This is a genomic window from Bosea sp. F3-2 (assembly GCF_008253865.1).
In the GTDB taxonomy this organism is placed as follows: domain Bacteria; phylum Pseudomonadota; class Alphaproteobacteria; order Rhizobiales; family Beijerinckiaceae; genus Allobosea.
In genome coordinates this window covers 3,488,948-3,510,085 of sequence record NZ_CP042331.1, presented here as the reverse complement: position 1 = coordinate 3,510,085, position 21,138 = coordinate 3,488,948, and the positions used below count along the sequence as shown (strand labels likewise).

Genomic DNA, 21,138 nt, shown 5'->3' with positions numbered 1-21,138 from the left:
GCCAGCCTGTGTCAGCGTGGCGCCGCCAGGATGATCGCAGCGCCGGCGAGGCAGACGGCGCCGCCGGTCAGGTCCCAGCGATCCGGTCTCACCCCCTCGGCCGCCCAGAGCCAGCCGAGCGAGGCGGCGATATAGACCCCGCCATAGGCAGCGAAGGCGCGCCCCGCCGCTGCGCTCTCGACCAGCGTCAAAAGCCAGGCGAAGAGTCCGAGCGACACCAGCCCCGGCAGCAGCCACCAGACCGGCTTGCCGAGCCGGAGCCAGCCCCAGAAGGCGAAGCAGCCGGCGATCTCGAAGAGCGCGGCGCCGATATAGGCGGTGATGGTGGGCATGGGATGTCCTGGCGGGTTTCGGCGCGAAGGCGAGCAGGGTAATGCAAGGGAGCGAATGAAACACATCGTCATTCCGGGCGCAGCGTAGCGGAGGCCCGGAATCCATCGTAAGGCGTTGCGCTCAAGATGGATTCCGGATCGGCGCCGCTCGCGCGGCTTGTCCGGAATGACGGCATCCAATTCGGAGATTTCCGTGCCTGCCTGTGACATCGCCATCATCGGCGCAGGCCCTGCCGGGCTGATCGCCGCCGAGCGGCTGGCCGAGGCCGGGCATCGCGTCACGATTTATGAGCGCTTGGCCTCGCCCGCCCGCAAGTTCCTGCTCGCCGGGCGCGGCGGCCTGAACCTCACCCATTCCGAGCCGTTCGAAGCCTTCCTCGGCCACTATCGCGAGGCGCAGGAATGGTTGGGGCCGGCGCTGCGGGCCTTCCCGCCGCGGGCCCTGCGCGACTGGGCCGACGGGCTCGGCGCCGAGACCTTCGTCGGTTCCAGCGGCCGTGTCTTCCCGCGGGCGATGAAGGCCTCGCCGCTGCTGCGCGCCTGGCTCGGGCGGCTCGATGCGCTCGGCGTCCGGCTCGCGCCGGGTCGGCTCTGGGCCGGCTGGGACGCAGATGGCGCGGTGAGCTTCCGCCTCGCGAGCGGTGAAACGGAACTTGTCCGCCCCGATGCGATGCTGCTGGCGCTGGGCGGCGCGAGCTGGCCGCGTCTGGGCTCCGATGGCGGCTGGCTGCCGCTGCTGGAAGGGCGCGGCGTTGCGGTCTCCCCGCTCCGGGCGGCAAATGTTGGTTTCACCGTCGCCTGGTCGCCGCTGATGCAGGAGCGCTTCGCCGGCCAGCCACTCAAGCGCATCGTCATCCGCTTCGGCCGCGAGGAAGCGGCCGGCGAGGCGATGATCGATGCGGATGGCATCGAGGGCGGCGCGATCTACGCGCTCTCGGCGCCGATCCGCGAGGCGATCTTGAGTGACGGCGCGGCGGAGATCGCGATCGATCTGCGGCCCGATCTCGCGGCGGGCGGTCTCGCCGCACGCCTGGCCCGGCGCCGCAAGGGCGAGACGCTGAGCAACCACCTGCGCAAGGCCGCAGGTCTCGCGCCGGTCGCGGTCGCGCTGCTGCGCGAGGCGGCGGGGACCGCGCTGCCGACGGAGCCGCATAGGCTGGCGGCGCTGATCAAGGCCGTTCCGCTGCGCCTCGCCGCGCCGATGCCGATCGCGCGCGCCATCTCGACGGCCGGCGGCATCGTCCGCGACGAGCTGGATGCCGGCTTCATGCTGAAGCGCCTGCCGGGCGTCTTCGCCGCCGGCGAGATGCTCGACTGGGAGGCGCCGACCGGCGGCTATCTGCTGCAGGCGAGCTTCGCGACGGGCGTGGCCGCGGCACGTGGGATCGTGGAGTGGTTGGTGGAGCGGTGAGCTTAGTGCTCGCCGAACGCCTGTCATCTCGGACAAGCCGCCTTAGCGGCGCCGATCCGGGATCCATGTCCGAACCTCGATCGGAACGCTCTGGCATGGATACTGGGTCTCCGCTTCGCTGCGCCCGGGACGACCAGATTTCTTCAAGCCCGTTTCACCCGCTCGCGCTCAAACGGCGCGCAAAGCTGCGCCCGCCATCGACGGTCGAGATTTCGCCGACGCGGGCGAGCGAGATCAGGATGTCGCGGATCGCGCGCTCAACCTTGCGGCCCTGCCGGAAGTGCGCGGCGATTCCGGCGGCGTCGAGCGCTGCCGGAGCATAGGCCAGGGCCGAGAGCACACAGGCGACGCGCTCCACCGGATCGGTGGGGAAGAGTGGCCGGCCCGCGCCGGCCGGCAGCGCCGCGACCAGCCCTTCCGCCTCGATCTGCTCACCGCCTCGGCCGGCATCGCCGAAGCGCGGGCGCTGATAGTCAGGCCGGAGCCAGCGCACCGTGCCGCGCGCCTCCTCCCGCAGGCGCTGCCGGTTCAGGGCGACGAGCCGCGCCAGAACCTCCTCCCCGGCCAGATCGGCCGGCCAGCCATAGGCGGCGGCGACCGCGGCATCGATGGCGCCGTGGTGTTCGTCGAGGATCAGCACCAGCCCGCGGTCGCGGATACCGGCTTCGGCCGCCGTCAGGGCGCCGCCGGCACGGATCGCCTCGCGCACATTGTAGAGTTTGGTCAGGGTGAGGTCGGGATGATCGGCCAGCACCTGCTTGCGCAGGGCATCCAGCGCCTCGGCGGGCTTCCGGATGGCCTCTTTCTGAAGCTCGTTCGCATCGGGAAACGGGAAGGGATCGAAGCAGCGGGATTTCGAGTAGCGCGGATCGTTGCCGACGCCGAGCCAGCCGCCGGCGCGCAGGGCCCAAACAACGTGGATTCGAGACGAGAGCACGCCAAGATGGAACGTGTCGGAGAGGCCTACCGCGACGAGCATGTTGTCCGGCAGGATCGAAGCGTCAAGAAACTGGAAGACGCGATGCTTGGCGGTCTCGGCCGTGGCGACGTAGCGCTGCAGTCCAGCTGTGAAACCGCGCATGTCGGTATTTCTGCGACCGAACAGCCACCAGTTTTCCCGCCGATAAGCCTCGTTGTTCTTGTCCCGCTCAGGTTTCACACGCAGCAGAAGGTGCTGATAAACTTCCGGGAAGCGTGTCCTTACGTCCTCGCTGCCGAGCCCATCGAGATCGATGACCAGAACGCCGCGTGGGCGTGATGTGAGGTCACGGCCGTTGCGATAGTGGCGGATGTGTTCGACTAGCCCTGCCCGGCGAGACAAGCCGAGAGCTTCGGCTTCGCTCGGCTTGAGAATAAAGCCTGCTCCGTGCAGCGGCACGCCGCGCGAGCACAAGCCTTCATTAGATCTCAGCGCGACCGCCTGGGTTACGTCTGCGCCAATCGAAAGGTCTGAGCTGATCCGCCCCTCGCGTAGGCTCAATTCGATCTGCGGCTGATCGGTGTCGAGCGCGGCTTCGGACGTCATTTCGCAGAGCCTTCCGTCGTGTCGCCCGGCTTGCGCCACCGTCATCGCGATGCGCACAGCGGCGCTGTCCTTGCCGGCTCTCGTCCAGGGATGGTCGGGGATCGCCATGACCAGCGAGAGCGGCCGTCGCGCCGCCAGATGCCGTTCGATCGTGCGGCGCTGAAAAAGCTGCGTGATGGAGTTGGTGGTGACGAAGCCGAAGCGCCGCAGCCTCGTGCCTGGCCGCGTCAGGATCTCGGCGGCCCGATCCCACCAGTACATCACCAGATCGGCGCTCTCGTTCATCTGCGGGTGCGCCGCCCACAGCGCTTCTGCATAGGCGTCGCCAAGTCGGCTGCGCAGGTCCTTGCCGCCGATGAAGGGCGGGTTGCCGGCGATGAATTCGGCCTCCGGCCATTCCGGCCGGCGCGGATTCGGCAGGATTTCATGGCCATTGACCACCTTCGGGATCGGCCAGCCATCCCAGCTCAGCACCGCATCGCGCTTGTAGATGTGGTCGAGCTTTTTGAGGATCGGCTCCTTCGGCGCGAAGCCGCGGGTGCGGAAATGCCATTGCAGATGGCCGATCCAGAGCACGAGGTCGGCGATGGCGACGGCTCGGCGGTTCGTTTCCAGGCCGAGGAACTGCTGCGGACCGACCGCGTGTCGTGCGAAGCCGCCGAGCGTCTCGGCACTGCCGAGCTCGCTCGCTGCGTCCAGAACCTCGCCCTCGAGTTTCTTCATCAGCTCCTGTGCGACATGGAGGAAATTCCCCGTTCCGCAGGCCGGGTCGAGGACACGCGTCTGGCACAAGGTTTCGTGGAAGACCTCGACCAGCGCCAGCGCCTTCTTCGTGTCGCCGCCGTCGCGTGCCTGTTGCGCGGCGCCGAGCACGGCGCGCCAGTCTTCGCGCAGTGGCTCGATCACGGTCTCGACGACCAGCCGCTCGACATAGGCGCGCGGCGTGTAATGCGCGCCGAGCCGCGCACGTTCCTGCGGATCGAGCGCCTGTTCGAGCAGCGTGCCGAAGATCGCGGGCTCGACCTCCTTCCAGTCGTGCTCGGCGGCGGCCAGCAATTCGCCGATCTCCTCGCGCCCGAGCGGGTAGACCTTCGCGTCCTCGTAGAGCTTGCCGTTGAAGCGCTTCATCCGCTCGCGCACGGAGGTCGAGTATTGCCCCTTGTCCATCGCCTGCCAGAGCTCCGATACGAGCGGCAGGAAGGATTCGGGATCGTCGCGGCATTCGCGCAGCAGCGTCTTGAAGGCATCCTTGCGGATCAGCCCGACATCCTCGGCGAACATTGTGAACAGGCAGCGCATCAGGAAAAGCGCGACCTCCTCCGGATCATGGTCGCGCTCCAGCGCCTTGGAGACGGCGGCCAGTCGCTCAGCGATTGCGCGGGTGACGCGCGCCGCATGGCGGGTCGGGTCGAGCGCGAGCGGCTCGGTCCAGATTGCGGCGAGGCGCCGGCGCACGGCCTCCTCGCGCAGATCGTCGAGATAGACGCGGTAGCTCTGCCGGTCCGGGAACTGGACGTAGTTCTTACCCTGCCCGGTGAAGTCGGCGTAGAACTCGAAACAGTGGCCGACGTCGCAGACAATCAGGAAGGGTGGCCAGCCATGCGAGGCCGGCAGGGCCTTGGCATAGTCCTCCGCCTGGCGCCTGGCGTTGAGCATCAGCACGTCCCAGGCGCGATCGGCCCCGCGCCGGCCGCGCGGCCCGGCCGGTTCGGCGAAGGGCAGGGCGCCCTGCGCCGGGAGGATTTCCTTCGCCTGCCCCTTCAGCCGGCTCTGCTTGGCTTCGAGGACGAAGGCGCCCTTCCTGTAAAGGTCGATGCGCCCCGTGCTGTGCCCGCCCTGCCCATCGGGAAAGCGCACCGGATATTCGAAGCGGTAGGTCACCGCGTCGGAATCGCTGGTCGGTGGCTGCGGCGGCTCGACGCCGATCAGCCGGCAGAGCTCGCTCAGGAACTGCGCATAGGCGGCGCGCTCAGCCCCTTCCGACACCCGCCAGCGCGCGATGAAGGCCTCGACATCCGCCGTATCCGGCCCGGACCCGCCCCCCGACATGGTCCCGTCTCCCCAGGTTGCTTCAGATCAGAATATGCAACCTAAGATTGCAACTACTTCCCCTGTCAACTCCTGTCACCAATCTGGCCGTTTCGCCGCCGCACCCCCTCGCATCATCAGGCGTTCGGGACCATATTGCCGCCATGCCGAAAAGCCCTGACAGCACGACCGCCAAGCCGAAAGCCGCCAAGTCCGCTGCGACAAAGAAGCCGTCATCGGCCCGCACGCCGAACTCCAAGGCGTCGAAGCCCGAGCTGAAGCCGCTCGAAGGCTATCTCGCCGATCTGCTGAACCCGGCGATCAATCGCGGCACGGCCGTGCCCGGCGGCGCCTCGGGCTTCAAGGATACGCCGCAGGCCGGCTACGAGGCCGAGGCGCGCCCCGGCGATGGCGATATCAGGCCGAAGAAGAAGCTCTCGAAGAAGGCGGATTCAGCTTTCGCCGGCGCCGAAGGGGCGGCGGCCGCGACCGCGACGTCGCTGCAGTCGCTGCTTGAAACCGGCAGCCCCTTCATCGATCCGGGTAAACCCTGGACGCCGCACCGTCCGCCGCGTCCGGAGAAGTCGGAAGGCGGCATCGCTTTCACGATGAAGTCGGATTTCTCGCCGTCGGGCGACCAGCCGACCGCGATCTCCGATCTCGTCGACGGCATCCGCCGGCAGGAGCGCGACCAGGTGCTGCTCGGCGTCACCGGCTCGGGCAAGACCTTCACCATGGCCAAGGTGATCGAGGAGACGCAGCGCCCGGCGCTGGTGTTGGCGCCGAACAAGACGCTGGCCGCCCAGTTGTACGGGGAATTCAAAAGCTTCTTCCCCGACAACGCGGTCGAGTACTTCGTCTCCTATTACGACTATTACCAGCCCGAGGCCTATGTCCCGCGCTCGGACACCTATATCGAGAAGGAATCCTCGATCAACGAGCAGATCGACCGCATGCGCCACGCCGCGACGCGCTCTTTGCTCGAACGCGACGACGTGATCATCGTCGCCTCCGTCTCCTGCATCTACGGTATCGGCTCGGTCGAGACCTATACGGCGATGACCTTCTCGGTGAAGCTCGGCGAGCGCATCGAGCAGCGCCAGCTCATCGCCGATCTCGTCGCCCTGCAATACAAGCGCACGCTCGGCGATTTCGCCCGCGGCACCTTCCGGGTGCGCGGCGACGTGATCGAGCTGTTCCCGGCGCACTATGAGGACCGCGCCTGGCGCATCGGCCTGTTCGGCGACGAGGTCGAGTCGATCTCCGAGTTCGATCCGCTCACCGGCCAGAAGACCGGCGAGCTCGAATTCATCAAGGTCTACGGCAATTCGCACTACACCACGCCGCGCCCGACGCTGACCCAGGCGGTGAAGTCGATCAAGGAGGAGCTCAAGGCCCGCCTCGACGAGCTCAACCGTATGGGCCGCTATTTGGAGGCGCAGCGGCTCGACCAGCGCTGCACCTTCGACATCGAGATGATCGAGGCCACCGGCTCCTGCAACGGCATCGAGAACTATTCGCGCTATCTCACCGGCCGCAAGCCGGGCGAGCCGCCGCCGACCCTGTTCGAATACCTGCCCGACAACGCGCTGGTCTTCACCGATGAGAGCCACGTCACCGTGCCGCAGATCGGCGGCATGTATCGCGGCGACTTCCGCCGCAAGGCGACCTTGGCCGAATACGGCTTCCGCCTGCCCTCCTGCATGGACAACCGGCCGCTGCGCTTCGAGGAATGGGACGCGATGCGGCCGCAGTCGGTGCATGTTTCGGCCACGCCCGGCGGCTGGGAGATGGAGCAGACCGGTGGCGTCTTCACCGAGCAGGTCATCCGCCCGACCGGGCTGATCGACCCGCCGGTCGAGGTCCGCCCCGCCAAGCATCAGGTCGCGGACCTGCTCGACGAGGTCAAGGAGGTCACCGAGAAGGGCTACCGCACCCTCGTCACCGTGCTGACCAAGCGCATGGCCGAGGATCTGACCGAGTATCTGCACGAGAACGGCGTGCGCGTGCGCTACATGCACTCCGACATCGACACGATCGAGCGCATCGAGATTCTTCGCGATCTCCGTCTAGGAGCGTTTGATGTCCTGGTCGGCATCAACCTGCTGCGCGAGGGCCTCGACATCCCCGAATGCGGCTTCGTCGCCATCCTCGACGCCGACAAGGAGGGCTTCCTGCGCTCCGAGACCTCGCTGATCCAGACCATCGGCCGCGCCGCGCGCAATGTCGACGGCAAGGTCATCCTCTATGCCGACCACGTCACCGGCTCGATGGAGCGGGCGATGGCCGAGACCAATCGCCGCCGCGAGAAGCAGGTCGCCTATAACGAGGCCAACGGCATCACGCCGCAGACGATCAAGCGCGCCATCGGCGACATCCTCGGCTCGGTCTATGAGCGCGACCATGTCACGGTCGACAAGGGGCTGGTGGCGCCGGCCTCGGGCCACAACCTCAAGGCCGCGATCGCCGATCTCGAGAAGCGCATGCGCGAGGCCGCCGCCGACCTCGAATTCGAGACCGCCGCCCGGTTGCGCGACGAGATCAAGCGCCTGCAGGCGACGGAGCTGGCGATCAGCGACGACCCGCTCGCCCGCCAGAGCGATGTCGAGGCCAGCGCCGGCCGCTACAAGGGCGAGCGCAGCTACGGATCGAGCGCCAACCTGCCGCCGACCCGCGCGCGCAAGCCGACCGACGCGGATATGGGCCCGCATAATTGGGGCGGCGGCGAGGGCAAGCCGAAGAGCGACCCGCTGGCCTCACGCGCCCGCAAGCCCACCCTCGACGAGATGGGCCCGGTGCCGGAAACGCGGCCGAAGGGGGCGGGGGAGAGACGGCGGAGGCGGTAAGTCGCCCGAGCGGGTGTTAACACCGAATTCCCGAATTGCAGTAGGGATGAGTTAACTGCCCGTTATCCGCCGAACCTTTTCCTCCATCGCGGACGCGTTGAATGTGGTCGTAAGAAATTGATCTAGTTGGATCTAGGAGACCTTTGCATATGGGGCATTTGACTGCCTTCTTTAGAGATTCTTTGATATAAATCGACGATTTTGTGTCGTCAGAAAAATTAGATGATGTTGCTTTTTCTTTTAATGCGAGTATTTTTCCTTCTGAATTCGGTATTATGACGGATATAAGATCTTCGATTTTGAATTTTCCTCCTAACTTTAGATTTTTTACCATGTAATCAATCATGTCTGAGGCTCTTTCAAATCTATTTTTGCTTCTAGCTATTTGAAGAGATTGGGTAATTAGCGATTTATTGTTGATTATAAATTTCTCGACATCTGCTCTATGATTAGAAAAATCTCGGAAAAATTGATCGTTATTATTAGATATATGCTTCTTGAAGCACAGAATCATTCCCAAGAGAAGGTCTGGAATATGACGTCCTCTTTCGGAATAAAAATATACGGCAGGATGGAGGCCAAGGCTGCCAGAATCGTTTCCAGAAATTCGACTCATTACTGAAATCGTATTTTTCAAGACACTAATAGTTTTGCTTCCGTCGGAATCTTCATCAAATTCATCGATAGCTTGGCGAGTCGATCCTTGTTTCGCGCTTGTGATTGAAATTATATTCATTAGCAGTTCAAGGGCGTTGAGTGGAGATTTTGTGCCGCCAATTGGCAGATCAAGTGTCTTAATCGGAACATTTATTTCAGGAGCGAAGAAATTTTGATGCAGTATCTTCGCTTGGGTTTCGATCTTTTCTCTAGTCTCGTCCGGGAATTTTGACCAGTATTTGTGACCTGTCGCGGCTCTGACGACAGACCGAGCGGCAACTGCAATGGACCTAGTGCGGTTCCTTAGGAGAAGTTCTTCTGAGGCGTCCAGGGGCGTTCCCTGCGTATTGATCTTGAAGAACGAACTCTCGGCTTTGTCGGCGTCCCCGTTAACCCATTGCAGTGATAATGAGCGCGTCGCCATATTGCGCGCGCGTGCGACTCGCTCTGGCGTGTGAGAACTCTGATTAACGAGGGCATCTTTAACTAAAGTGTACTTCCCGATGGTTCTTTCTACTTCTTTTCTCGTCTTCTCTGCCGTCTTTTTTTGAGAGATCGATATGTTATTGGAGAAGTATTTTAGCGAAATCGGGCCGTCGCCGTAGTCGTCGTTAATCCAGGCTTTGAGGGCGCTAATTCGGTGTCCGCCATCAATTACAAAAACGTACGACTCCGATTGCCAAAGAATTATAGATGGAACTAATTCGTTATCTAAGAAGCTTTCCAAGAAGCTAACGACCTGCTTTGTCGTCCAATGGTTCGTTTCTCGTTGAAAATCCGGCTTCCTTAGCAATGGAACTAGCATTCCGTTGCTTCCAAGACTCTCCATAGAGAGAGCTTTGATAGGTTCTGCAGAAGACATAGGTGGGCCTTTAACTGCAAAATCATCGCGAGCAATCATCGCGTCTAGAATAACTGTATCAGGCATTCGGTGAGCGCCTCCCCCAGAAAAACGAGCATGCCGCAGTTTCGATGTAAAGAGTCAGCTGACACACCGCCGACATCCTAGAGCGCCTTCGCCATGACCGTCCCCTCCACCTTCGTCTATGCCTCGCGCGATTTCGAGCGCTTCCTGCTCGATGCGCGCGATGAGCTCGGGCTCGGGACCACGCACCAGACCTATGCGGCGGTGCTGGCCGTGCTCGTCACCTTCCGGGCGCGGCTGACGCCCGCAGAGGGCGTGACTTTCGCGAACGCCCTGCCGCCGCTACTCGCGGCGATGTTTCTGCAGAACTGGGACACGGCGCAGCCGCCGAAACCTTTCGCCGAGCACACGGCGCTGACGCGGAAGGCGATCGGCTATCGCCACGACCACACGCTCCTGCCCGCAAGCGGCATCGCCGACGTCGCCCGGGCGCTGCGCCGCCATGTCGACGCGGCTGCCTTCGCGCACGCGCTGGACAAGCTGCCAACGGGCGCGCGGGCGTTCTGGGCGGCGGAGTAAGCGCACGGGGAACCCCTCTCCCGGATGGGAGAGGGGCAGGGGTGAGGGACCGCCGCTCGTTAAGAGGGCTGAGCCGGACCAGCAACCGCCTGCCTGATGACAGCTGTGACAGCGTCCCGATTATCGATGATTTCGTCATTCCGGAAACGAATCACCGTGAACCCATGCCGCTCGATCTCTGCGGTTCGTACGGCATCGTATTCCGTTTCCCAGGCATGCTGCCGGCCATCGACCTCGACAATCAGACGACGCTCGATGCAGACGAAATCGACGGTATAGCCGAGCAGCGGAACCTGTCGTCTGAACTTCAGCCCGTCGAGCCGCCTATCCCGCAGCAGTGACCACAACACGCTCTCAGCCTCGGTCGAATACCGCCGCAGATCTCTTGCGAATTGCCGGCGCTCGCTCGTCATCAGGCGCGGATGTTGAAAGGAATTGCCTTTGCAATCAATGGCGGTCCCTCACCCCTGCCCCTCTCCCATCCGGGAGAGGGGTTCCCCGCGCGTTCCCATAAAACTTATCCCCGCCCTCTCGCTTCGCCCCTATGCTCGGCCCACCTCATCCCCGAGGGGCGGCCATCCGGAGGTATGCCAGTGGCGGGAGGAGGTTCGGCGCCTGCGGGTGGCGTTACGACCCACTCCCGGGAGGCTTCGGGGCACCGCCCTGGGGGTACTACGGCCCCTGCGCGAGGAGCTCGCTGGAACGGTCGGCCGGTGCCTGGCATCCTCGACCCAATAAGCGCGGCCCGGAGTCCGAAATCGCCGATGAGCGGAGCGCCACGGGGCGTGCGGAAGGTGGCTCAATCCTTCCGCGCCGCATCCTGGCTCAAGGAAAGCGGCCCGATACCCCCGCGCCTCGCGGCGCTCCGCTGCCCCTCATGACGAACGCCCGCGCGGAAGCGCGGGCGGGGGAAGACGCGCGTGCGCCTCAGGGCGAGATGCCCTGCACCGCCCAGGCGCGCGCCTCCAGCGGGATCGTGCCGTCGGATGCGAATGGCAGGCTTTCGCGCAGTCGTTGCCGCAACTGCTCGCGCGCCGCCAGCGGCAGGCTGAGGCAATAGCCCGGCGCCGGGCCGGTGCCGAGCGTGAAGGGCTGCCAGAAATCATCGAAGTTGCGGAACAGCGTCGGTACGGTGAGCGGCTCGCAGGCGATGTCGATCAGCCCGGCGGCGGCAGCGAGCTCCGTCAGCCCCGCGTCCGTGCAGAAGGAAAAGCGCCGGTCCTGGGCCAGCTCCGTCGCTTGCGGGTCGAGGGCTGTCGCCGCAGTCCAGAAGGCGTGCTGGAACTGCAGGCCGCCGCCCGGATAGTCCCAGACATAGAAGCTGATCAGCCCGCCCGGCCGCACGGCGCGGCGCATCTCCGCCAGCGCCCGCTCCCGGTCCGGCACGAAGTTGAGCATCAGCGCGGAGCCGACGGCGTCGCAGCTCGCGGTCTCGACCGGCAGCGCCTCGGCGCTGCCCTGCCGAAAGCTGACGCGCCAGTTGGTGATGCGCTGCTGGGCGAGGGCCAGGAGACCCTCCGAGGGGTCGATCGCGACGATGCTGACCGGCACGGCGCCGCCCAGCAGCGCCTCGGTCAGCGCGCCGGTGCCGCAGCCGACATCGAGCCATTCGAAGCCGGGCAGGGGGTTCAGCCAGTCGACGAAAAGCGGCGCGAGTTCGCGGCTCCAGCGCCCCATATAGCGATCATAGTTCTCGCCGGCCTGCCATGTGTCATGGCGTGTCTGGTCGGGCATTCTCTGGCCCTTTGGTCCGGAAAGGCTGACTTTACGTCATTTTGGCAGATTCTGCCAGTTGAAGCTGTCTTGCGGCGCGCAAATGGCGGTGCCTCGACAGGATCTGCGCCAATTCGTCCTCGCTTTTTGTTGGCTTCAACTTATCCGCGAGTGGCGCTATCGGGGCGATATGCCGTGTGCGCGGTGGAGGCGTCTGCGCTCATGTGTGGTGAGGCGGCTTCACGCCGCCAGGGCGGGCAGCTGTTCCAGCCGGCGGATGGCCGTGCTGAGCTCGGGCTCGTCGACGAGGTCGGCGGCGTCGGCCAGCTTGAACCAGTGCAGGTCGCGCTGATGCTGCTCGCTGAAGTTGGCGAGCTGCTGCTCGACCTTCAGCAGATAGAGCTTCACCTTGCAGAGCACGAAATGGTCGCTCATGCGCTTCCAGTAGGTGTAGCGTCCCGCCGGCTCGCGGCTGACGCGGCCGATGACGCCGGCCTCCTCGAAGGCCTCGCGGGCCGCGGCGTCATGGTCCTTCAGCCCCTTCATCGGCCAGCCCTTGGGCACGATCCAGCGGCGCGTCGTGCGCGAGGTGACGAGCAGGATCTCCGTCGAGCCGTCGGCGGCGTGGCGGATCGGCATGGCGGCGATCTGCGACCGCTTCTCCCCCGGTTTCCGCTTGGCCTTCTTCATCGACGCTGGACGCTCCTCGCTGGCTGCAGATTCCCTCCGGCTCCGAATCGGGAATGGCTGCCGAAGCGAATAAATATTGCATCGCTTCGCGAAAATGGAAGAGGCGTTCTGCCGAAAAAGTGAACGGGTCAGCCCTGCTTTCTGTGCATATCCTCGCCGGCAGAGAGCCTTAGCAGCAGCCAGCCGCCGATGCCGGAGAGCAGCGAGCCGGCGAGCACGCCGATCTTGGTCTGGCTCTGCAGCGCCTCCGAATCCGGGAAGGCGAGCAGGCCGATGAACAGGCTCATAGTGAAGCCGATGCCGCAGAGCAGGGCGATGCCGTAGAACTGCGCCCAGGAGGCGCGTGCCGGCAGATCGGCGAGGCCGGCGCGGATCGCTACCCAGCCGAAGCCGAAGACGCCGATCTGCTTGCCGAGGAACAGGCCGAGCATGATGCCGAGCGGCACCGGCGCGGCGAGCGTCGCGAGGCCGAGGCCGCTGAAGGAGACGCCCGCATTGGCGAAGCCGAAGACCGGAATGACCAGGAAGGCGACATAGCGGTGCAGCCCGTGTTCGAGCTTGTGCAAGGGCGACTTGGTGTCGTCGGGCCGGGCCGGAGATGGCGTGAGCGGAATGGTCAAGGCCAGCGCGACGCCGGCCAGCGTCGCATGCACGCCGGACTTCAGGGTGAAGTACCAGAGCGCCGCGCCGAGCACGAGATAGGGGAGGAGCCGTGTCACGCCGAGACGGTTGAGCGTCGCCAGGACGACCAGCGTCGCCGCGGCGAGGCCGAGATGCAGGCCCGACAGCTCGGCGGTGTAGAACACCGCGATGATGATCACCGCGCCGAGGTCGTCGAGGATGGCGAGCGCGGTCAGGAAGACCTTCAGGGACGCCGGCACGCGCGGCCCGAGCAGCGAGAGCACGCCGAGCGCGAAGGCGATGTCGGTCGCCGTCGGGATCGCCCAGCCGCGCAGACTCTCGCCGGAGTTCAGGTTGAAGGCGACATAGATCAGCGCCGGGGCGATCATGCCGCCGAGCGCGGCGAAGCCGGGCAGCACGCGCCGTCCCCAGCTCGAGAGCTGGCCGTCCAGCATCTCGCGCTTGATCTCGAGCCCGACGAGCAGGAAGAACACTGCCATCAGCGCGTCGTTGATCCAGTGCAGGACGGAGAGGCCGAGCACATAGCTCTTCAGCGTGCCGAAATAGAGCGGCGCCGCTGGCGAATTGGCGATGACGAGCGCCAGCGCCGCGACCACCATCAGGATGATGCCGCCGGCGGCCTCGCTGCGCAGGAAGTCCCGCAGCGCGGAAAAGGGTCTCGTCCGGGGGGCGGGGCCGGCCATCAGGCTCTCCTTCGTCGATCGGGCAAAAGGAGATACGACAAGCCGGCGCCGAGGGCCAAATCTAGAGCATTTTCGAGGGAAGTGGACACCGGTTCGCGTGAAGAAAATGCGAAAAAATATGAACTTGGAGCAGGTCCGCGATCCGGAGAATCACGGAACTGCTCCAGGGAGGCCGGGCCGGAGGTCAGAGCTTCTTGCCGTCCTTGTCGAACTGCTTGAGGAAGGCGATCAGGTCCTTGATCTCCTTGTCGTTCTTGATGCCGGCAAAAATCATCTTGGTGCCGGGGATCTTGGTCCTGGGGTCCTTGATGTAGTCGGTGAAGGTCGCCTCGTCCCAGGTCAGGCCGGAACTCTTGTTGGCCGTCGAATAGCTGTAGGCTTCGACCGCGCCCGAATGCCGGCCGATCAGGCCGTTGAGCTCGGGGCCGACGAGGTTGCGTGCGCCTTCGCCGATCTGATGGCAGGCGCGGCACTTGTTGAAGGATCGCTCGCCGGCGGCGGCATCCTGTGCGGCAGCGGGCTGGGCGATAAAGGGCAGAAGAAGGAGAAGGCTTGGGAGAATCGCGCGCATGGGCAGGTCTTTCGACTTGGAGGCGTTCTCATTTAGCTCGAAGCCGCGCGGCGCCGCATGGGCCATTTCGCCGCGCTGCGTCGCTCCCTCGGAGCTTGGCCTCAGAGCTCGCCGATCCACTCCGCCACGGTCGCCGTGAAGGCGTCCGGGCGCGACACCGGGAAGAGATGCCCGCCTGTTTCCATGATCGCCCGGCGGCAGCCGGGCAGGGCTGCGGCCAGCGCTTCCTGATGGTAGACCGGAACGACTATGTCGTCGCGCGTGCCGAGGATCAGGATCGGCATCGGCAGCGAGCCGATATCGGCCGAGCCGTCGAAGGCGAGGAGCGCGTTGAGCCGCTCGCGGGTCACCGTCCGGGCATGCTCGCTGACCGGGGCGGCTTCCAGCGCAGCGTCATAGATGTGCCAGTTCTGCTCGATCCAGCGCGGCTGATAACCGCTGAGCACCGAAATGGCGGCATAGGCGTAGGGGTCCGCTTCGAGGATTGCGAGGCGCGCCCCGAACAGGGCGTTCAGGAAGCGGCCCGGCGCAAGCCAGCTTGCGCTGAGGATCAGCCCGTCTACGCGCTCGGGAGCGAGCTTGGCGATTTTCTGGGCGATACAGCCGCCCGTCGAATGGCCAAGCACCACAGCGCGCTCGATGCCGGCGGCGTTGAGCACGGCGAGGCTGTCGCGGGCCAGAAGCTCCATGTCGCAAGGGGCCTCGCCGCGGGTGCTGGCGCCGATGCCGCGCTGGTCGAAGCGGATGACCTGAAAGGAGCGAGACAGCGTCGCGGCGATATCCTTCCAGAATGCCGCGGTGCCACTCAGGCCGCTGACCAGAAGCAGCGGTTGGCCATGCCCTTCCTTGAAGGCGTGCAAGGTCGCGCCGTCGGGCGTTTCGACCTTGAAGTCGATGATCTCGGTCGTGGCTGTCATGCGTCACCTCGCGACCGATCGCCATTGGCGATTGATCTCTTGTCGGGGCATCGGGGTCCCCCAAAAAGTGGGGTCCACTTTTTGGCCCGATGCCGCAGGCGACGTGCGCTGCTGCGCCTGGCGCGCATGATCCCGGACATGGCCCCGTCCTCCCTGAAAGCCTAGGTCGCCCACCGCCGGTCGTTCGGCCTTGATCTGGCCGATGGGACCGGTTCGTGAGAGGATGGCGCATCAGGGCCGCACCTGCCATGGCTTGAGCGCAGGGGGCGGATTGTCCCTGGCGCAGATCAAATAGACCAAAGGCTAATTGGTCTGCGTCCAGAGCATAGCTTTGTGCCTGTTCACGGGCGAGGCCATTCTGCCAAGCGCACAGCAGGCTTCACGCGAGGACTCAGCTGCGCCGGTTCGCTGCCTCCGGATCCGTGCGCCAGGTCGCGACCGACATGGTCGGCAGGTCGAAATAGTCGCGCGTCGTCGCATAGCCGTGCCCGCCCATGCGCCCGACGGCGTCGAGCGCGGCCGGGTCGACGTAGAGCTTCTGCGGATCGACCGTGTCAGCACGGAAATGGGCGTAGACGACCTCGCCCAGGATGATCTCGCGCGAATTGCCGATGCCGAGCGTCGTGTGGTGCCGGCATTCGAAGGCTGCCGGCGCCTGGCCGATCCAGGGGCAGGGCACCTTGACGCCGGGCATGGCGGTCAATCCGGCCTCGGCCAGTTCGTCGGCGCCGGGCTCGAAGGGCACCGCGCAGACATTCATGCCTTCCAGCAGCGCGTCCGAGACGATGTTGACGGTGAAGGCCAGGGTCTGCCGGACGTTGCGCCCGGTGTCCTTCTGTGCGCCGGTCGGCCGGTATTCGACGCCGAGCGCGAGGATGGCCGGATCGGCGGACAGGCAGTTGAAGAAGGAGAAGGGAGCGGCGTTGACCGTGCCGTGCTCGTCGATCGTCGTCACCAGCGCGATCGGGCGTGGCACGACGGCGCCGATCAGCAGCTTGTAGCGCTCGCGCGGGGTCAGCGACGCGAAGTCGAAGGTGACGATGCCGGGGGCGGTCTCGGCGCGCGGCTGTCCGGACGGGTGAGCGGTCACGATGGGTTCAATCCTTCGCTGCGGGCGTAGGGGGCGAGCACGTCGCGGATGTCCCGTTCGACGCGCGGCGTCAGCAGGGCGCGGGTCACGACCGCGCGCAGATGATGGTCCATGAGATCGGCGGCGCGGGCTGCGTCGCCTGCGCGCAATGCCTCGATGAGCTGGCGGTGCTCGGAGACCGCACATTCGCTCGAATGCGGGCGCCCGTAGATCGCCAGGATCAGCGAGCAACGCGATGACGCTTCCTGGACATAGCGCAGCAGCAGCGCGTTGCCGGTCATCGTAGCGAGCTTGATGTGAAACTCGCCGGAAAGGCGGATCGATTGCGGTCCGTCCTGTTCGTGCGCTCGCTCTTCCTGCTCGACATGGGCTTCGAGCTCGGCCGCCTGGGACGCCGTCAGGCGCCCGGCCAGGTTCTCCGCGACCAGGCGCTCCAGCCCGCGCCGGACCTCGAAGACGTCGCGCGCCTCCTCCAGCGTCGGATAGGCGACGGAGGCGCCGCGATTGGGCTTGAGTTCCACCAGCCCTTCGACGGCGAGGCGCCCGAACGCTTCGCGCACCAAGGTGCGGCTGACGCCGAGCTGCTCGCCGATCGAATCTTCCGGCAGCTTCATGCCTGGCTTCAGTGCCTGCTCGATGATGGCGCGCCGGAGCGCCCTGTATACGGATTCCGCCCGCAGAACCGGCGTACGACGCTCGCCCATGTCGACCTTCCCTCGTCCTGATCTGACTGTTTCAGGGGGCGTCAATGTCACGGTTGCGGGCTCCGATCCAGTTTCTGCTTGTGTTCAATAATCGCATACAATACGATCTTTCTATCGTATGCAAGTTTGTTCAATAATCGCACACGAGATGGCGATCAAAACGCCACTGTGCCTAAAGAGACGGCAATGACGATCGGGCCGGCCCGCTGCGGCAGGGCCGGAAACACAAAAGGGGAGAGTTGGATGAAAAAGGCCTGGTTGCTGGCGGCTGCCGCCGCCTTTGCGCTGACGGGCGCGGCGGAGGCGAGGACGCTGAAATGGGGCGCGGCGCGCGAGATCGCCTCGCTCGATCCCTATTCCTTCGGTGAGACCTTCACCCTGTCGGTGCTGAACCATGTCTATGAAGGCCTGGTTCGCTATACCGGCGACCTCAAGATCGAGCCGGCGCTGGCGGAGTCGTGGGAGACGGTGTCGCCGACCGTCTGGCGCTTCAAGCTGCGCCAGGGCGTCAAGTTCCATAACGGCGACCCCTTCACCGCCGACGACGTCCTTGCTTCGCTGGCGCGCGTGTCGCATCCGGATTCGCCGCTGAAGGGCAATCTCCCGGCCTACAAATCCTCGAGGAAGATCGACGCCTACACCGTCGACATCGAGGTCGAGGCGCCCTATCCGCTGCTGCTCAACGATCTCACCAACATCTTCATCTTCGACAAGAAGTGGCTCGAGGCCAACAATGCGACGATGCCGACCGACGTCGGCAAGGGCATCAAGGGCTACGCCACGGACAACGCCAACGGCACCGGCCCGTTCATCGTCGAATCCCGCAGGCCCGATGCCCGGACGGTCTTCGTCAAGAACGGTGGCTGGTGGGATAAGCCGAAGCACAACATCGACAAGATCGAGTTCACGCCGATCGCCTCGTCCTCGACCCGCGTCGCAGCTCTGCTCTCCGGGGAGATCGACTTCACCAATGTCGCCCCGCTGCAGGACCTGCCGCGGCTGCAGTCCTCGCCGGACGTGAAGGTGCTGCAGACCAACGAGCTGCGCTCGGTCTTCTTCGGCTTCAACATGCGGGACAAGCCCTTCGAGAGCGACGTGAAGGACAAGAACCCCTTCAAGGACATCCGCGTGCGTGAGGCGCTCTACCGCGCCATCGACATCGACGCCGTCCAGAAGCGCGCCATGCGCGGCCTCTCGCGCAATACCGGCGCGCTGGTCGCCCCGGCGATCCCCGGCTACGAGCCCTCGCAGGACGTGCGCCTGCCCTTCGACCTCAACGGCGCGAAGAAGCTGCTCGCCGATGCCGGCTATCCGAACGGCTTCTCGTTCCAGATCAACTGCCAGAGCGACGCCCTCACCAATGAGGAGGAGTTCTGCCAGGCGGTAGCGGCCATGTGGGCGCGCGCCGGGTTGAAGCCGAACCTGAACATGGCGCCGCGTGCCCAGCAGTCGCCGAAGCGCGTCAAGGGCGACTTCGACGTCTTTTCGTTCGGCTGGGCCAACGAGCCGATGATCGACGCCTATTCGCTGCTCGTACAGGTCATCCACACCAAGAGCGGCACCGCGGGCGTCTTCAACTGGGGCAATTGGGGTGACGCCAAGATCGATGCGCTGATCGACAAGGCCGGCGTCGAGCTCGATACGCCCAAGCGCATCGCGCTGATGCAGGAGGCGCTCAAGCTGCTGAAGGAGCAGCACCTCTTCATCCCGCTGCACCAGCAGCCCATGGCCTGGGCGACGCGCTCGACCATCACCGCCACGGTTCAGGCCTCGGACAACAAGCCGCGGCTCTGGCTGACAGTGATGAAGTGAGGGCGCGTCAGGGTGCCGTCATGGCCGGGCTTGACCCGGCCATCTCGGAAACCAGCGCCTTCACCTCCTGAGCTTCTCGGGTTCGGGCTTCGCCCGGCCCGAGAATGACGCCGGAACGCAGGAGTCCCCATGCCGGCCTTTCTTCTCAAGCGACTGCTCAATGCTGCCGGCGTCATGCTGGCGGTGGCCTTTCTCGCCTTCCTGATCTTCCGCTTCGTCGGCGATCCCGTCGATCTGATGCTGAACGAGCAGGCGAGCCAGCAGCAGCGCGACGAGCTGCGCGTCCGCCTCGGCCTCGACAAGGGCTTCGTGATGCAGTTCGCGACCTTCGTCGGCAATGCCGCGCGCGGCGATTTCGGCATCTCCTATCGCAACCAGCAGGACGTCTTCACGCTGATCTCGGAGCGCTTCCCGGCGACCTTCGAGCTCGTGCTGGTCGCGACCTTCCTGTCGCTCGCCCTCGGCATTCCGCTCGGCGTCTATACGGCGATCCGACGAGACAGCCTGCTCGCCAAGGCGCTGCAGTTCGTCTCGGTGCTCGGCGTCTCGCTGCCGAGCTTCGCGCTCGGCATCCTCTTCATCCTGGTCTTCTCGGTCTCGCTGCAATGGCTGCCGGCCTTCGGCCGCGGCGAGGTCGTCCAGCTCGGCTGGTGGAGCACCGGCTTCCTGACGCCCTCGGGCCGCAAGGCGCTGATTCTGCCCGGCATCACGCTCTCGCTCTTCCAGATCACGCTGGTGATGCGCCTCGTTCGCGCCGAGATGCTGGAGACGATGCGCACCGACTTCATCCGCTTCGCCCGGGCCCGCGGCCTGCCGGCGCGTGCCATCCATTTCGGCCACGCTCTGCGCAACTGCCTGATGCCGGTCATTACCGTCACCGGCCTGCAGATCGGCAATCTCATCGCCTTCGCGCTGGTGACCGAGACGGTGTTCCAGTGGCCGGGCATGGGCATGCTCTTCGTCCAGGCCGTGACCTTCGTCGATATCCCCGTGATGGCGGCCTATCTGATCGTCGTCTCCTTCATCTTCGTCACGCTCAACACGCTGGTCGACCTGACCTATGCCTGGGTCGATCCGCGCCTGCGCGAGGACGCGCTCTCGGGAGGCGCCAATGCCCGCTGACACCATCAAGAAACCCGGCCGCCTGCGCCGCTTCCTCGACAGCGACATCGGCTGGAGCTTCTGCCACAGCCCGGTGGCCTGGCTCTCGGCGCTGGTGCTGGCGCTGCTCGTGCTGAGCGCGCTCTTCGCCCCGCTGATCGCGCCGCAGAACCCCTACGACCTCACCCAGATCTTCATCGACAAGGCCGAGATCCCGCCGATCTGGCAGGAGGGCGGCGAGTGGCCCTTCCTGCTCGGCACCGATCCGCAGGGCCGCGACGTGTTCTCCGCCATCCTCTACGGCTCGCGCATCTCGCTGATCATCGGCTTTTCCGCTGTCGTCGTGTCGATGCTGATCGGCGTTTCGATCGGGCTTACCGCCGGCTTCTATGGTGGGCGCGTCGACAATCTGCTGATGCGGCTCGGCGATACCGTGCTCTCGATCCCGACGCTGCTGATGGCGATCCTGGTGTCGGCGATCTTCCGCGAGATGCTGCCGCCGGCGCTGCGCGAACCTTTTGCCGCGGTGGTCCTCGTCATCTCGATCGCGCTGACGAGCTGGGTGCAATATGCCCGCACGGTGCGCGCGCTGACCATGGTCGAGCGCCGCAAGGAATATGTGCTGGCCGCCCGGATCATCCGCGTGCCGGCGACGCGGATCATGCGCCGCCACATCCTGCCCAACACGATGACGCCGGTGCTGGTCTCGGCCACGCTCAATCTCGGCCTTGCCATCCTCTCGGAGGCGACGCTGTCCTTCCTCGGCGTCGGCATGCCGATCACCCAGCCCTCGCTGGGCACGCTGATCCGCATCGGCAACCAGTACCTGTTCTCCGGCTCCTGGTGGCTCGTCGTCTTCCCCTCGCTCCAGCTCGGTTTGATCGTGCTCTCGGTCAACCTGCTCGGCGACTGGCTGCGCGACGCGCTGAACCCGAAGCTGCGCTGACCATCATAAGAAACCACGAGGATACG

17 protein-coding genes are annotated in these 21,138 nt (G+C 65.1%); 6 read left to right on the top strand and 11 right to left on the bottom strand.

Annotation, left to right across the window (positions count from 1 at the left end):
• Positions 1 to 11: 11 nt before the first annotated feature.
• Positions 12 to 332, bottom strand: a complete 321-nt coding sequence (locus FQV39_RS16185) for a YnfA family protein (protein WP_149131219.1) — start codon at positions 330 to 332, stop codon at positions 12 to 14.
• Positions 333 to 498: 166 nt separating this feature from the next.
• Here FQV39_RS16185 and FQV39_RS16180 point away from each other — a divergent pair, with 166 nt between their 5' ends.
• Positions 499 to 1,743 carry a TIGR03862 family flavoprotein gene (locus tag FQV39_RS16180; RefSeq protein ID WP_149131218.1) on the top strand — a complete coding sequence of 415 codons (1,245 nt, stop codon included), beginning with the start codon at positions 499 to 501 and terminating at the stop codon, positions 1,741 to 1,743.
• A gap of 154 nt (positions 1,744 to 1,897) precedes the next feature.
• Here FQV39_RS16180 and FQV39_RS16175 read toward each other — a convergent pair whose 3' ends face one another.
• Positions 1,898 to 5,317, bottom strand: coding sequence for a class I SAM-dependent DNA methyltransferase (locus FQV39_RS16175; RefSeq protein ID WP_149131217.1), 3,420 nt, complete (start codon positions 5,315 to 5,317; stop codon positions 1,898 to 1,900).
• 143 nt (positions 5,318 to 5,460) lie between these two features.
• Here FQV39_RS16175 and uvrB point away from each other — a divergent pair, with 143 nt between their 5' ends.
• Complete coding sequence (gene uvrB / locus FQV39_RS16170) at positions 5,461 to 8,142, top strand: excinuclease ABC subunit UvrB (protein ID WP_149131216.1); 2,682 nt, start codon at positions 5,461 to 5,463, stop codon at positions 8,140 to 8,142.
• Positions 8,143 to 8,158: 16 nt separating this feature from the next.
• On the opposite strand, the gene FQV39_RS16165 is transcribed toward uvrB, so the two are convergent.
• The gene (locus FQV39_RS16165; RefSeq protein ID WP_149131215.1) at positions 8,159 to 9,727 is read right to left on the bottom strand and encodes an HNH endonuclease signature motif containing protein; all 1,569 of its coding nucleotides are present in this window, start codon (positions 9,725 to 9,727) and stop codon (positions 8,159 to 8,161) included.
• A gap of 93 nt (positions 9,728 to 9,820) precedes the next feature.
• Here FQV39_RS16165 and FQV39_RS16160 point away from each other — a divergent pair, with 93 nt between their 5' ends.
• Positions 9,821 to 10,243, top strand: a complete 423-nt coding sequence (locus FQV39_RS16160) for a DUF2267 domain-containing protein (RefSeq protein ID WP_149131214.1) — start codon at positions 9,821 to 9,823, stop codon at positions 10,241 to 10,243.
• Positions 10,244 to 10,302: 59 nt separating this feature from the next.
• On the opposite strand, the gene FQV39_RS16155 is transcribed toward FQV39_RS16160, so the two are convergent.
• From FQV39_RS16155 to FQV39_RS16120, 8 genes are all read right to left on the bottom strand, one after another.
• On the bottom strand, positions 10,303 to 10,656 hold the full coding sequence (locus FQV39_RS16155) for an endonuclease domain-containing protein (RefSeq protein WP_149131213.1): 354 nt from the start codon (positions 10,654 to 10,656) through the stop codon (positions 10,303 to 10,305).
• A gap of 514 nt (positions 10,657 to 11,170) precedes the next feature.
• On the bottom strand, positions 11,171 to 11,977 hold the full coding sequence (locus FQV39_RS16150; RefSeq protein WP_149131212.1) for a class I SAM-dependent methyltransferase: 807 nt from the start codon (positions 11,975 to 11,977) through the stop codon (positions 11,171 to 11,173).
• Between the two features lie 219 nt (positions 11,978 to 12,196).
• Entirely contained in the window at positions 12,197 to 12,646 is a 450-nt protein-coding gene (locus FQV39_RS16145) for an NUDIX hydrolase (protein ID WP_149131211.1), read from the bottom strand.
• A 128-nt stretch (positions 12,647 to 12,774) separates the two neighbouring features.
• The gene (gene nhaA, locus FQV39_RS16140; protein ID WP_149131210.1) at positions 12,775 to 13,971 is read right to left on the bottom strand and encodes a Na+/H+ antiporter NhaA; all 1,197 of its coding nucleotides are present in this window, start codon (positions 13,969 to 13,971) and stop codon (positions 12,775 to 12,777) included.
• A 184-nt stretch (positions 13,972 to 14,155) separates the two neighbouring features.
• The gene (locus FQV39_RS16135; RefSeq protein ID WP_149131209.1) at positions 14,156 to 14,542 is read right to left on the bottom strand and encodes a c-type cytochrome; all 387 of its coding nucleotides are present in this window, start codon (positions 14,540 to 14,542) and stop codon (positions 14,156 to 14,158) included.
• A gap of 101 nt (positions 14,543 to 14,643) precedes the next feature.
• Positions 14,644 to 15,459 carry an alpha/beta fold hydrolase gene (locus tag FQV39_RS16130; RefSeq protein ID WP_149131208.1) on the bottom strand — a complete coding sequence of 272 codons (816 nt, stop codon included), beginning with the start codon at positions 15,457 to 15,459 and terminating at the stop codon, positions 14,644 to 14,646.
• A 391-nt stretch (positions 15,460 to 15,850) separates the two neighbouring features.
• Positions 15,851 to 16,549: a flavin reductase family protein gene (locus tag FQV39_RS16125; RefSeq protein WP_248313032.1), complete on the bottom strand. Its 699-nt coding sequence runs from the start codon at positions 16,547 to 16,549 to the stop codon at positions 15,851 to 15,853.
• Positions 16,546 to 17,253: a GntR family transcriptional regulator gene (locus FQV39_RS16120; protein WP_149131207.1), complete on the bottom strand. Its 708-nt coding sequence runs from the start codon at positions 17,251 to 17,253 to the stop codon at positions 16,546 to 16,548. Before FQV39_RS16120 ends, FQV39_RS16125 begins: the two co-directional genes overlap by 4 nt.
• Positions 17,254 to 17,496: 243 nt before the next feature.
• Here FQV39_RS16120 and FQV39_RS16115 point away from each other — a divergent pair, with 243 nt between their 5' ends.
• The 3 genes from FQV39_RS16115 to FQV39_RS16105 all read left to right on the top strand — a co-directional run bounded on the left by FQV39_RS16115 (position 17,497) and on the right by FQV39_RS16105 (position 21,112).
• Positions 17,497 to 19,065, top strand: coding sequence for an ABC transporter substrate-binding protein (locus FQV39_RS16115; protein WP_149131206.1), 1,569 nt, complete (start codon positions 17,497 to 17,499; stop codon positions 19,063 to 19,065).
• A gap of 129 nt (positions 19,066 to 19,194) precedes the next feature.
• Positions 19,195 to 20,187 (top strand): ABC transporter permease, encoded by a 993-nt coding sequence (locus FQV39_RS16110; protein ID WP_149131205.1) that lies wholly within the window; start codon positions 19,195 to 19,197, stop codon positions 20,185 to 20,187.
• Positions 20,177 to 21,112 (top strand): ABC transporter permease, encoded by a 936-nt coding sequence (locus FQV39_RS16105; RefSeq protein ID WP_149131204.1) that lies wholly within the window; start codon positions 20,177 to 20,179, stop codon positions 21,110 to 21,112. The genes FQV39_RS16110 and FQV39_RS16105 overlap by 11 nt, the downstream gene beginning before the upstream one ends.
• Positions 21,113 to 21,138 lie beyond the last annotated feature (26 nt).

What these genes read in the sequence shown, in the direction of transcription:
- FQV39_RS16185 (WP_149131219.1), bottom strand. Translation starts at nt 332, where the DNA reads ATGCCCACCATCACCGCCTATATCGGCGCCGCGCTCTTCGAGATCGCC.
- FQV39_RS16180 (WP_149131218.1), top strand. Translation starts at nt 499, where the DNA reads ATGACGGCATCCAATTCGGAGATTTCCGTGCCTGCCTGTGACATCGCC.
- FQV39_RS16175 (WP_149131217.1), bottom strand. Translation starts at nt 5,317, where the DNA reads ATGTCGGGGGGCGGGTCCGGGCCGGATACGGCGGATGTCGAGGCCTTC.
- uvrB (WP_149131216.1), top strand. Translation starts at nt 5,461, where the DNA reads ATGCCGAAAAGCCCTGACAGCACGACCGCCAAGCCGAAAGCCGCCAAG.
- FQV39_RS16165 (WP_149131215.1), bottom strand. Translation starts at nt 9,727, where the DNA reads ATGCCTGATACAGTTATTCTAGACGCGATGATTGCTCGCGATGATTTT.
- FQV39_RS16160 (WP_149131214.1), top strand. Translation starts at nt 9,821, where the DNA reads ATGACCGTCCCCTCCACCTTCGTCTATGCCTCGCGCGATTTCGAGCGC.
- FQV39_RS16155 (WP_149131213.1), bottom strand. Translation starts at nt 10,656, where the DNA reads ATGACGAGCGAGCGCCGGCAATTCGCAAGAGATCTGCGGCGGTATTCG.
- FQV39_RS16150 (WP_149131212.1), bottom strand. Translation starts at nt 11,977, where the DNA reads ATGCCCGACCAGACACGCCATGACACATGGCAGGCCGGCGAGAACTAT.
- FQV39_RS16145 (WP_149131211.1), bottom strand. Translation starts at nt 12,646, where the DNA reads ATGAAGAAGGCCAAGCGGAAACCGGGGGAGAAGCGGTCGCAGATCGCC.
- nhaA (WP_149131210.1), bottom strand. Translation starts at nt 13,971, where the DNA reads ATGGCCGGCCCCGCCCCCCGGACGAGACCCTTTTCCGCGCTGCGGGAC.
- FQV39_RS16135 (WP_149131209.1), bottom strand. Translation starts at nt 14,542, where the DNA reads ATGCGCGCGATTCTCCCAAGCCTTCTCCTTCTTCTGCCCTTTATCGCC.
- FQV39_RS16130 (WP_149131208.1), bottom strand. Translation starts at nt 15,459, where the DNA reads ATGACAGCCACGACCGAGATCATCGACTTCAAGGTCGAAACGCCCGAC.
- FQV39_RS16120 (WP_149131207.1), bottom strand. Translation starts at nt 17,253, where the DNA reads ATGGGCGAGCGTCGTACGCCGGTTCTGCGGGCGGAATCCGTATACAGG.
- FQV39_RS16115 (WP_149131206.1), top strand. Translation starts at nt 17,497, where the DNA reads ATGAAAAAGGCCTGGTTGCTGGCGGCTGCCGCCGCCTTTGCGCTGACG.
- FQV39_RS16110 (WP_149131205.1), top strand. Translation starts at nt 19,195, where the DNA reads ATGCCGGCCTTTCTTCTCAAGCGACTGCTCAATGCTGCCGGCGTCATG.
- FQV39_RS16105 (WP_149131204.1), top strand. Translation starts at nt 20,177, where the DNA reads ATGCCCGCTGACACCATCAAGAAACCCGGCCGCCTGCGCCGCTTCCTC.